Origin of the sequence: Nostoc sp., from assembly GCF_036917535.1 — a bacterium.
GTDB lineage: Bacteria > Cyanobacteriota > Cyanobacteriia > Cyanobacteriales > Nostocaceae > Nostoc.
The window spans coordinates 87351-100483 of sequence record NZ_JBALDA010000017.1 but is presented as its reverse complement, the minus strand read 5'-3'; the positions used below and the strand labels follow the sequence as shown (position 1 = coordinate 100483).

General features: G+C 39.1%; 6 protein-coding genes. All 6 read left to right on the top strand.

The window, feature by feature from the left end:
• Positions 1-97: 97 nt before the first annotated feature.
• The 6 genes from V7K56_RS36960 (at position 98) to V7K56_RS05975 (ending at position 13128) form a co-directional block, all read left to right on the top strand.
• Positions 98-3112: a KR domain-containing protein gene (locus V7K56_RS36960; protein WP_442939926.1), complete on the top strand. Its 3015-nt coding sequence runs from the start codon at positions 98-100 to the stop codon at positions 3110-3112.
• 46 nt (positions 3113-3158) lie between these two features.
• Complete coding sequence (locus tag V7K56_RS05995) at positions 3159-3923, top strand: aspartyl/asparaginyl beta-hydroxylase domain-containing protein (RefSeq protein WP_334908536.1); 765 nt, start codon at positions 3159-3161, stop codon at positions 3921-3923.
• 65 nt (positions 3924-3988) lie between these two features.
• Positions 3989-4948, top strand: coding sequence for a cupin-like domain-containing protein (locus V7K56_RS05990; RefSeq protein WP_334908533.1), 960 nt, complete (start codon positions 3989-3991; stop codon positions 4946-4948).
• 49 nt (positions 4949-4997) lie between these two features.
• Positions 4998-5786, top strand: a complete 789-nt coding sequence (locus tag V7K56_RS05985) for an aspartyl/asparaginyl beta-hydroxylase domain-containing protein (protein WP_334908531.1) — start codon at positions 4998-5000, stop codon at positions 5784-5786.
• 212 nt (positions 5787-5998) lie between these two features.
• A complete protein-coding gene (locus V7K56_RS05980) occupies positions 5999-8551 on the top strand; it encodes a condensation domain-containing protein (RefSeq protein ID WP_334908530.1) in 2553 nt (850 codons plus the stop codon).
• Entirely contained in the window at positions 8548-13128 is a 4581-nt protein-coding gene (locus V7K56_RS05975; RefSeq protein WP_334908528.1) for an amino acid adenylation domain-containing protein, read from the top strand. The genes V7K56_RS05980 and V7K56_RS05975 overlap by 4 nt, the downstream gene beginning before the upstream one ends.
• Positions 13129-13133: the final 5 nt, after the last annotated feature.

Here is a 13133-nt window from a genome sequence, read left to right as displayed (position 1 = left end):
GGCTGGTCAGACACAGTCTTATGCCAGCTTCTCAAAACTTGATGCACAAACTTATTTGGAGAACAAACAATGGTTAGAGCGTTTATGTATTTCTTACATGAACCAGGCTTTAAGGCGTTTAGGTGCTTTTAGTAATCCTGACAAAAAATATTCCTTTGAGGAGTTGTTTGAGCAATGTCATATTATTCCTCGCTATCAACAATTATTGTATCGCTGGCTGGATGTACTAATAGAGCAACGTCAGCTGCAACAAAAGCAAGGACAGTATACCAACCTTGTGCCATTGTCAGCAGACTCTGTTAATACTCTGGTAGAAGAAGTTAGAGTCAGATGGGCAAATACACCAGAATTGGTAAATATCGTCCAACAATGTGGAGAAAATTTGGCAGATGTATTAATTGGTGAACAAGAACCATTGGGGTTGTACTTTGCGGCAGCAAACAACAAAGCAGGAAGTTCAAATCCAGAGTCGCCCCTAAATACTCACTTAAAAGAAATTATGCGGGCAAGCTTGATGGCGGTGGTGAAGTCACTGCCACCTAATCTGAACCTAAGAATTCTAGAGATTGGGGGTGGACAAGGTATCGCCACAGATGAATTGCTACCTATATTGCCCCTAAAACAAACAACCTACACTTTTACAGATGTCGGTGGTTTGTTCCTAAACCAAGCCCGACAGAAGTTTAGCGATTATCCATTTGTTGCATATCGTTTCCTAGACATTGAGAAACCTCCTACTGAGCAAGGGTATTCTAGCCACAGCTATGATGTGGTGGTAGCAGTCAATGTGTTGCACGTAACCCAGAATATAAAAACAACCCTTGAGCATGTACGCTCGTTGTTAGCTCCTGGTGGATTCTTATTATTATGGGAGATCACTCAACCTCAATTAGACTTCGACATCACGGATGGTCTGCTGATGAATCCCCTAGAGGATGAACAACGCAGCCAGGGGAATCCGTTTTTGTCACAGCAGCAGTGGCAGGAAGCACTGCACTCGAATGGATTTATTGAGGTAGCAGCTATTTCAGAAACCGAAACTTTCGGAGAACAGATTTTAGTGGCTCAGGTTTCTGCGTTAGCAACTGACTCAGCACCTGTCGCATTTACCGCGACCTTTGAGCAAAAGAATGTTGACCAGAACCATCAAGTCTTATTAAACAAAAAGCCGGATATTGCTGACTGGTTTTATATCCCATCCTGGAAACGCTCTATGCCACCGCAGCCTTTTAAATCGAGTGTTAACGCGACTCAGCCGAACTGCTGGTTAGTGTTTGTGGATGAGTGTGGCTTTGGTGAAACAATGGTGAAGCGGCTGATACTTGAGGGTCAGGATGTCATTACCGTAAGCGTTGGGGAACAGTTTAACCGCTTAAGCGATCGTCTGTATACGATTAATCCCCGACAAAGGGATGACTATGATGCCCTGCTTAAAGAACTTCGCTCACTGAACAAAACCCTGAAAAAGATTGTTCATTTATGGAATGTCACGCCGAACAGTTATGGAGAATTGGCAATTGATTACCTGGAAAAGTCTGAAGCTCTAAGTTTTTGGAGCCTGCTGTTTCTCACCCAGGCACTTGGGGAAAATAATCAAACAGATTCTCTTCAAATTGAGGTAATTTCAAACAATATGCAGGAAGTGACAGGTTCAGACGTACTGTGCCCAGAGAAGGCACTCGTACTCGGACCATGTAAGGTCATTCCACAAGAATACTCAAACATAACCTGTCGGAGCATTGATGTAGTTATTCCCTCGGCAGAAAGTCGGCAAGAGGAAAAACTTATAGACCAACTCCTCAACGAGCTACAAACCCAAACATCTGATCAGGTGATAGCTTACCGTGGACATCATCGCTGGGTACAAGATTTTGAACCAGTCCGTTTGAATCAAGTGGGTGAAAGCAAACAACGCTTAACAGAGAAAGGAGTTTACCTAATTACTGGTGGATTAGGGGGTGTCGGTCTGGCACTGGCAGAATATCTAGCACAGATTGTACAGGCAAAACTGATACTGATTGGGCGATCGCCTTTTCCCAACCGCTCAGAATGGGAACATTGGCTATTCACTCACGAGCAGCAAAATGCTGTAAGCTCTAAAATTCGGAAATTACAGACTATGGAAGCACTGGGTGCAGAAGTTATGGTAGTCAGCGCTGACGTTACCAATCTCGAACAAATGTCGGCAGTACTCAAAAAGAGCAAGCAGCAATTTAGTCAAATTAATGGTGTGATCCATGCAGCCGCAGTCTCAGGAGGAGGGATGATTCAACTAAAAGCAAAAGAAGCGGCAGTAAGTACATTAGCACCGAAGGTCAGAGGAATACGGGTACTCGAAGCTCTCTTTAAAGATGACGATCTGGATTTCTTTGTACTTTGTTCATCACTCAGTTCATTTTTAGGCACTTCTGGGATGGTAGATTATACTGCCGAAAATGCCTTCATTGACGCATTTGCTCACTACAATACTTTTAAACATGGAACTTTTATCAGATCCATTAACTGGGATAGGTGGAACAGTGTAGGAATGGCAGTTGCTGTCGAAGCACGGCATAAGGAGATCACAGGAGAAGAATTGACAGCAGGAATGACCTGTTTTGAGGCAATTGAGGCTTTTAGACGCATTCTGTGTAATAGCACAGTGCCTCAGGTCATTGTATCGACACAAGATTTCCCAACCTTGATGAAGCCAAAAGAATCTACCAAATCTTTGGCAGAGGAATTAACTCAACTAACTCGTTCGCAACCAACTCACCCCCGCCCCAAATTGGGGAATGCTTATGTTGCCCCCCGCAACGAAGTTGAGCGAACTATTGCAGATATTTGGCAACAACTTTTGAGTATAGAAAAGGTGGGCATTTACGACAACTTCTTTGAGTTGGGAGGAGATTCTTTATTTGCAACTCAGTTGATTGCTCGGTTGTGCCAATATTTCCAGATAGAACTGTCTTATAAAGGCTTTTTTAATGGTTCAACTATAGCTGCATTGTCTGAGGTGATTGTAGAAAAACTGGCAAAACAGACAGATCAAGAAGAACTAGCTAAAGCCTTAGCAGATATTGAACAATTATCAGAAAAAGAAGTACAAGCTATACTTACTTCATCTAATTAAGTAATTAACAGCAATCTAAAATTTTGAATACTTTCAGGAGTAGATTATGCTCAATAAGTTAAATTACGCGAAAATGATATTTTTTCTTTTACTGATCAAGCTTATAACAATATTTTATCGAAAAGATAATATTCACCGCTTTCAAAAGGCTATGATGTCTTTTATAATTGGTTTTAAAAGCAATAAAACATCTCAAAAATTAAAAGATTTTTTATATCCTGAAATTACCCATAAAGCCTGGTATGAACCTGATGATTATGACGTTTTACAGTTGGTAAATTATACGCTAATAAAAGGATTTGAAGACATAGAAAATGAGTGGCTAAATCATTTGTCATCTAACCAAAAAGTCGTAAGTCTTCTCAGTGCAAGTGAAGCATATTCACATCTTAAGGATGAAGATTGGCAAGGCTACCAATTAAGATTTGGAGGTAAATTCACACAGACAGGTCTTGCTCTTTTTCCTAAAACAGTAAAGATTTTGCATAAGTTAGAACCTTTTCTATATGCTAATGGTTTAGTAGAATTGATTGTTATGAAACCAAGTGTTTACATACCACCGCACAAAGATGACATGAATACTTCTTTAACATGTCATTTAGGAATAAAACTTCCAGAAAATTGTGGTTTAAAAGTCGGCGGTGAAACACGAAACTTAAAAAAAGGAAATATTTTATTTTTTGATAACAGTTTTGAACATGAAGCATGGAATTACAGCCAGGAAGAACGAGTAATTTTACTATTAGAGTTATATCATCCTGAACTAACAAATATAGAGAAAATTTTATTACAATTTATACTAACTGTTTGATTTAAAAGAAGTTTTTAAAAGTTGACATTAACATAAAATTACAAATAAATAACCTGGATATAACTATGCAATCAACACTTGCTTTTCCCGAAATTATTAAGTTGCTATTTTTGGCAATTGGGCTGATTTTTGTCACACATTTAGTCATATATCTACTGAAGAGAATGTGGCATAAGTCTCAATGTAAATTAGTATGGACACCAATTTCTGTGGTTGACCGTCGTAGTAACCTCTCTTATGATGATTTTCTCCAAGAGTATGCATCTGTTGGCAAGCCTGTGATCATTACTGATGCTATGAAAGATTGGGCAGCTATGAAAAAGTGGACTTTTGATTTCTTCAAATCAGAGTGCGGAGGAATCGAGTGTGTTGTGAAAAAAGACAATATGAAAACAGAGGCAGTAATGACTATTGCTGATTACATAGATTACATAACTGTTAGTAATAGTGACAGACGTTTGTACTTAGCTAACTGGTTTATTTCTTATCACCCAAAACTTTTAGAAGACTTTAAAGAACCAATTTACTTTCCCAATTGGTTACAGAGACTACCAAGAAATCTTTTAAGGAAATATGAATTAGATAACCCTGAACTATTTATAGGTCATAAAGATACATCAGTCGGTTTTCATAAAGACCCCAATAATGGTTCCGCATGGTTGGGAATGATTAGAGGCAGCAAACAAATAGTATTATTTACACCAGACCAAGAAGAGTTTTTATACGATGGAAGAGTTAATGTTTTCAACCCAGATCTAGACAAGTTTCCAATGTATGTTAAGACAACTCCAGTAGAAGTTATCCTAAAATCAGGAGAAATTTTATACATCCCGCCAAATTGGTGGCATCACGTAAAAAATCTTGAAGACAGCATCGCTCTGGGAAGCCTTTTATTAAATGAGTGGAACTCAGAATTATTTTTTCAATCTTTTTTAGAAAAAGTTCCAATTAAAGGTCATCTTTTACCATTAGTTTTAGAATTTCCTTGGATTGGCAAAGTTCTATTTACTATTGGTGTGATTTAAAGGACGGTAGATACTAAAATCAACTTTGTAATATTTCAGGATAAAACAAATGCTTAATTATAATTCAATAAAAATGAATTTATTCATTTTCTTTATACATTTATTAAAACCTTTTTATCTCCAACAAAAAATTTATCGCTTTGAGAAAGCTTTAAGATATTACGTAAAAATGATAACTAAATCAACTCTCAATTATACAGATAACACAAGCTTTGTATATCCTGATATTACTCATAAACCCTGGCATGAATCTGATGAAAATGATACGTTAAAATTCGTTTCTCAAATTCTCGAAAATGGATATACAGATATAGCAGATGAGTGGTTTAATTATTTGCATTCGGGGTATAATATAATTCCACGTTTAAAGCCAAGCGAAATATTTGGTGAATCATTTAAAAATAAAGATGAAGACTGGAAATATTATGTAATTTGGAGACATGGGAAATTTACGGAAGTAGGTTTATCTCTTTTTCCTAGAACAGGAAAATTTATATCTCAACTAAATTGTTTTCTATACTCTTTTGGTGAAGTGGTATTTATTGTGATGAAACCTGGAGTTGTCTTACCATCACATATTGATAACTTAAATATTTCTTTAACATGTCAATTAGGCATAACAATTCCAAAAGATTGTGGCATAAAAGTTGGCGGAGAAACGCGAAGTTGGACTAGAGGTAAGACTTTATTTTTTGAGAATAGTTTTGAACACGAAGCCTGGAATCAAAGTCAAGAAGATAGAGTGGTTTTATTGTTGGACTTATATCACCCAGAACTTACAAATGTTGAAAAAGCTTTATTAGATGTTATGCTGAAGCATTTAAATTTTACAGGCTAATAAATGTGAGTACTTTAAAATACAAGTGTTAATAAAAATTAAATAGACTCAAACTCTCTTCCCTCTTGCCTCATTCCAATGATAAACATTCACGCCGACCTACTTATCAAAAGAGAATTTTGGCGAATATAAGTACCTCCAGCAGTATGGAACTTCGACATCAATAAACGCCATAATTACGTTTATCTTCTCACACATTAAATTTTGCGACTATGAGTGACCTTTCTCAACGCATTGCTGCTCTCTCCCCAGAGAAACTAAAGCTTCTTGTGCAACGGCTTAATCAAAAAAAAGAAAATGTATTCTCGCAACCACAAATACCTCATCATAGTCGAGAAACCAACTCTTTTCCTTTATCTTTTGCTCAACAGCGACTGTGGTTTCTCGACCAGTTGCAACCGGGCAACATAGCCTATAACATTTTTCAAGGTTTACACTTAACAGGATGTATTAATGTACCAGCACTAAAGCAAAGCTTTAATGAACTAGTAAAACGTCACGAAGCGCTACGAACTACGTTTAGCGTAGTTAATGGGCAACCGCTCCAAGTTATTGCTCCTAATCTAGATGTAACATTACCTGTGATTGATTTACAGAAACTGCCTCCAGAACGAAGAAAGGTTGAGGTTCTGCGACTAGCTAATGAGCAAGTTCAACAGCCTTTTAACCTAGCTAAAGAGCCTTTACTGCGAGTAAGTCTACTGTGGCTAGCCGAACCAGAGTATGCGTTATTGTTGACAATTCACCACATCATCTCTGATGGTTGGTCTTTAAACGTACTCATTCGTGAGATAACAGCTCTTTACGAAGCCTTTTCTCATGGAAAGCCCTCTCCACTGCCAAAACTTCCTATCCAGTACGTAGACTATGCTATTTGGGAGCAAAAGTGGTTGCAGGGAGAAGTCTTAGAAAATCAACTGAACTACTGGCGACACCAATTAGGTAGCAATTTGCCTTCACCAAAGCTGCCTACTGATAGACCACGTTCAGCAGTCCCAAGCTTTTGCGGTGCAACTTATAATTTTGATTTGTCTTTAAACCTGTATCAAGAACTCCAGAAACTGAGCCAGCAAGAGAATGTTACCCTTTTTATGATTCTGTTGGCTGCCTTAACAATGCTGTTGCACCGTTACACTATGCAAGACGAGATTGTGGTTGCTACTGATGTCTCGAACCGGAATCAGGTTGGAACTCAGGGGTTAATCGGGTTTTTCGTTAACATATTGCTTTTACGTACCAACCTTGGAGGTAATCCCACTTTTTGGGAACTGTTGGCTCGGGTGCGAGAAGTGACTTTAGGGGCATATGACCATCAAAATCTACCCTTCGCCAAGCTGGTGAAAGAATTACTGCCCGATAGACATCTGAGCCAAACGCAAATGTTTGAGATGTTATTCGTCATGGAGAATGGATTTCTCAATCATACTCTTGAGATTCCAGGACTGACTCTCAGTCCACTTAAGAGTGACCACGAGAGTGCAAAGTTTGATTTGGCTCTTTTTATAGTGGAAACAGAGCAAGGATTGGTGAGGAACTACTGGCACTACAACTCTCACCTTTTTGATCGTAGTACCATTGCTCGCTTATCAGGTCATTTAACAACGTTATTAAATAGTATTGTGGCAAACCCTGATGCCCGAATTAATACTTTAGAAATATTAACAGAAACTGAACTCGAACAACAAGCTGTGACAAAAATTCAGAAAAAAACTGCCAAAATTAATAAATTTAAAGCAGTTCAGCCTCAAGCCATCAAATTGTCACAAGATACTTTGATTAAGACTCGATGTTTCCCAAATAGTGAAAAATTTCCTTTAATAATAACTCCAAACTGTGATATCTTTGATAATATAAATTGGGCTAAAAATAACCATGAGTTTATAGAAACAAAGTTACTACATCATGGTGCAATCCTTTTCCGAGATTTTGGAATCGCAGATTCAGTTGGCTTTGAAAATTTAGCTGAAGCTATTTCTCCTAAATTATTCAATCAGTATGGCGATTTGCCCCGTGAAGGCATCAGTGGTAAAGTTTACGGTTCTACTCCCTATCCATCAAACAAAGCTATCCTCTTTCACAATGAAAGCTCTCACTTGCATCGTTGTCCATTAAAAATTTGGTTTTTCTGCGTACAACCAGCACAACAAGGCGGAGAAACGCCGATAGTTGACTGTCGGAAAGCTTACCAAATCCTCAATCCTCAGCTACGAAAAAAATTAGTTGAAAAACAACTAATGTATGTTCGTAATTTCACAGATGGTTTAGACGTAAGTTGGCAAGACTTCTTTCGTACCGATGATAAAGCTGTAATAGAAAATCATTGTAGTCAAGCTGGCATTGATTTTGAATGGGATGATAATAACGGTTTAGTAACTCGCCAAATACGTCCAGCAATAGCAGTACATCCCAAAACAAGTGATTTGGTATTTTTCAATCAAATCCAACTACATCACGTATCTTATTTAGATATGGAAGTTCGAGAATCTTTATTATCTTTATTTACGAATAATAAGTTGCCACGTAATGTTTATTACGGTGATGGAACTCCTATAGAAGATTCAGACATTGCCGAAATTAATGAGGTTTATCAACAGTCAAAGACGAGCTTTCATTGGCAAAAAGGAGACATCTTAATGTTAGATAATATGCTGGTTGCACACGGACGCTATCCCTATTTAGGACAACGCAAAATTGTGGTAGCAATGGGAGAAATGATTCAAAGCCAACACATTGCTTACCAAAGCAGTCAAGGAGGAAGTAAATGATCATTGAAACTATTAATGGTTTTCGACTTTCTTCTGGACAAAAACGTCTTTGGTTATTGCAACAAGATAGTGATGCTTACTTAACTCAAGGTTCCATTTTAGTAGAAGGTCATCTCCAACCAGAAGTTTTAAAGGCGGCTATACAGCAAATCGTGAATCGACATGAAATTCTTAGAACCAGATTTTCTCGCTTACCTGGTGTTAAGACTCCTATTATGATTGTGCTTGATAGTAGTTCATTATTATGGCAATATATTGATTTAAGTGATTGTTATCAACAAGAACAGTCATCGAAAGTTGAGGAAGTTTTTCAGGAGAATAAATACAAAGTTTTTGACCTTGAGCAAGGTTTAATACTACGTATGATTTTAGTTAAACTGTCTAATCAAAAATATAGTTTACTGATTTACTTACCTGCTATTTGTGCAGATACTCAAACGATTAAGAATTTAGTTAATGAAATTAGTCATTCTTATTATTGCTGTGTAGAAGAACAGAAAATTGACAATGAAGCTGTGCAATTCATACAATTTTCCGAATGGCAAAATGAATTACTTACAGATGAGGATGCTCCTACTGCTAATGAATACTGGTTTCAGCAAAAAATAGCTTCGTTAGCTACAATAAAGTTACCTTTTGAAAATAAGTGTTTGAAAAAATCTGCATTTGAAATAGACTGTTTCCAGTTAGTAATCAGTTCTAAACTGATAGCAATTGAAAACTTAGCACTCAAGTATGATACCACTGTTGCTGTCGTGTTATTGGCCTGTTGGCAAACGCTGATTTGGCGACTCACAGGAGAGTCAGAGATTGTCATTGGCACAGCTTGCGATCGCAGAGAATATGAAGAACTCAATGATGTCTTAGGACTGCTTGCTACCTGGATACCAATTAAAACTCATTTCATACCAGATTTACGCTTCCAAGAAGTCTTAGAACTTGATAGAAAAACTCTAGATGATGCTATAGAATGGCAGGATTATTTTGTCCCTGAATCCGTAGAAAAGGGTAATATTTTAGCATTTCCCATTGGTTTTGAGTTTGAGCAATTACCAGAAAAATGCTTTGCCAATAATGTTTCATTTTCGCTAGAAAAATTCTCTAGTTGCATTGAACCATTTAAAGTTAAATTAACTTGTACTCAGCATCAAAACTCTTTGGTTGCAGAGTTCTACTACGATGTTAATTACTTCTCGAACGATACTATTGAGCGTTTAGCCGGATACTTTCAAACTTTATTAACAAGTGCAACTGCCAACCCAGCACAGAAAATTAGTCAATTAGAAATGATTAGCGCTAGCGATCGCCAACAATTGCTAGTATTGAACCAAACGCAGATTAATTATCCAAAAGATAAATGCATTCACCAACTATTTACAGAACAGGTTGAAAAAACACCCAACAACATTGCTGTTGTCTTTGAAGACCAGCAATTGACTTATGCACAACTGAACCGCAAAGCTAATCAACTAGCTCATTACTTACAAAAACTGGGAGTCAAGCCAGAAGTTGTAGTTGGGCTGTGCGTAGAGCGATCCCTAGAAATAATCGTGGGACTTCTTGGTATCCTCAAAGCAGGTGGAGCTTACCTACCATTAGACCCCACCTTACCAACTTCTAGTATTACCTGGCGATCGCAAGATGCTCAAGTACCAATATTGCTAACACAACAGCATTTGGTTGAGCGTCTTTCAGAAAGCACAGCACAGATAGTTAGCCTAGATAGCGATTGGCAAGTCATTAATCAACAAGCCAGCGAAAATCTAACCAGTCAGGTGAAATCGGAAAATTCAGCATATGTCATTTACACCTCTGGTTCTACAGGTGTGCCTAAAGGCGTTGTTGTTGAGCATCAGCAATTACTTAACTACCTGCATAGTATCCAAGAAATCCTGAATCTTCCGCCTGATGCCAGTTTTGCTACTGTTTCCACCTTTGCCGCAGACTTAGGTAACACCGCGATATTTCCTTCCTTGTGTCGTGGCGGATGTCTGCATGTAATTTCTAGCGATCGCGCTGCCGATCCCCAAGCTTTGGCAGATTACTTTCACCGCTATGCGATCGACTGCCTCAAGATTGTGCCTACCCACTTAAAAGCCTTACTAACATCACAGACAAACAAGCAAATTTTACCCCGCCAACGGCTAGTACTAGGAGGTGAAGCAACAAGTTGGAATTTGATTGAGCAGATTCGGCAGTTAGCACCAGAGTGCGAAATTATTAATCACTATGGGCCAACCGAAACCACCGTAGGTGTGACAACCTTCAAAGTCAGTAAGGAAGCAACTAGCGAGGAATATGAAACAGTTCCTATTGGTCGTCCACTCCCTAACACCCAAATTTATCTGCTCGACTCTCTGGGGCAATTAGTCCCAATGGGAGTACCTGGAGAACTTCACATTGGTGGTGCTTGTTTAGCACGGGGTTATTTGCACCGACGAGATTTAACTGCTGAGAAATTTATTAACGACCCTTTTAATCCTGGGAAACGCCTGTACAAAACCGGAGACTTAGTTCGTTATCTCAGCGATGGTAACATCGAATTTTTGGGACGAATTGACAACCAAGTTAAAGTCCACGGCTTCCGCATTGAGTTAGGGGAAATTGAAACTGCATTATTGAAACACCCAGCTGTCAGTGAAACCGTGGTGATAGCCCAGGAGGATGAAACGGGGAATAAACGTTTAGTAGCTTATGTAGTGCCTAAACATGAAGCGGCTCCCGCAAGTACCGAACTGCGCCAATTTCTGCTTGAGTTGCTGCCTGAGTATATACTGCCTGCTTTTTTTGTGCAGCTCAAGGCTTTGCCTTTGACAGCTAATGGCAAAGTGAATCGCCAAATGCTGCCAGCACCCAATACGACAAGACCTGAGTTGAAAGCAGCTTATGTTGCACCACGCACTGCAAAAGAGGAAATATTAGCCCAGATTTGGGCGCAAGTCCTGAAAGTCCAACAGGTGAGTATTCACGATAACTTCTTTGAGTTGGGTGGTGACTCCATCATCAGTATTCAGATTGTTGCCAGAGCTAATCAGCAAGGTCTCAAGCTGACTCCTAAGCAATTGTTTGAACATCAGACAGTTGCTGATTTAGCAGCAGTAGCTGACACTAATAGAGTTACTCAAGCTGAACAAGGACTGGTAACAGGTCAAATGCCTCTCACCCCGATTCAGCATTGGTTCTTTGAACAAAATCAGCCCGTTCCTCATCACTGGAACCAAGCAATTTTGCTGCAAGTGCAACAAGTGATGCCTTTAGCAACATCTTTGACGAACGCTCCAGTACTATTGGAGAAAGCAGTGCAGCATTTACTCCTGCATCACGACGCACTACGTCTACGTTTTGTCAAGGCTGAATCAGGTTGGCAACAGATTAACGCTGATGCGGAAGAAATCACACCATTTATCAGATTGGATTTGTCGGCGTTGTCCGAAGTGGATGGTAAATCAGTTATAGAAACAACAGTAAATCAGTTGCAAACCAGTTTAAACCTGTTGTTAGGGCCTTTAGTACGTGTTGCTTTCTTTGAGTTTGGTAAAAACAAACCCAGTAAGCTGTTGATTATCATCCACCACCTAGCTGTTGATGGTGTCTCTTGGCGAATTTTGTTAGAGGATCTGCAAACAGCCTACGAACAACTAGAACGAGGTGAGGTAATACAACTACCAGCGAAAACAACTTCATTTAAACAATGGGCTGAAAAACTCACAGAGTACACCCACTCAGCAGCAGTTCACCAAGAACTGGACTACTGGTTGAGTCAAGCTAAAAAACTTGTTCCTTGTTTGCCAGTAGACTATTTGGGCAACGAAAACACACTAGTGTCAGAAAAGACAATATCAATAAAACTCAGTGTGGAAGAAACCCAAGCCCTGCTGCAAAAGGTTCCAGCTGCCTACGGGACGCAAATCAATGATGTATTGTTAACTGCACTAGTGCAAGCATTTGCACAGTGGACGGGAGAAAAATTGCTATTAGTTGAACTCGAAGGTCATGGACGTGAGGAAATTTTTGCTGATGTGGATTTATCACGCACAGTTGGTTGGTTCACTACCCATTTTCCAGTGCTATTGAGTTTAGAAGAAGTTGACAATCTTGGAGCAGCGTTGAAGTTGGTGAAAGAGCAGTTGCGTGGTATTCCAAAGCGAGGAATTGGCTACGGGTTGCTGCGCTATTTGAACAAAGATGAAGAAACTATCAAGCAATTGCAAGCTTTACCTGAGGCTGAAGTGAAATTTAATTATTTGGGTCAATTTGACCAAGTTCTGTCTTCCTCATCACTGTTTGAACCAGCTCAAGAGTCGAGTGGAGCAGAGCGCAGTCTACAGGGAAGCCGAAACCGTTTGTTAGTCATTAACGGGTTGATTGCTTCGGGTCAACTACAACTGAATTGGAATTATTGTGAGAATATTCATCACCAAACCACGATTGAGAATCTCGCTCAGAGTTTTGTAGAAGCGTTACACAAACTAATTCACCACTGTCAGTCCTCTGACGCTGGGGGTTACACACCTTCCGATTTTCCTCAAATGCAGTTTAGCTCACAAGAGCTTGATGAACTGCTTGCAGAACTATAGTGAAT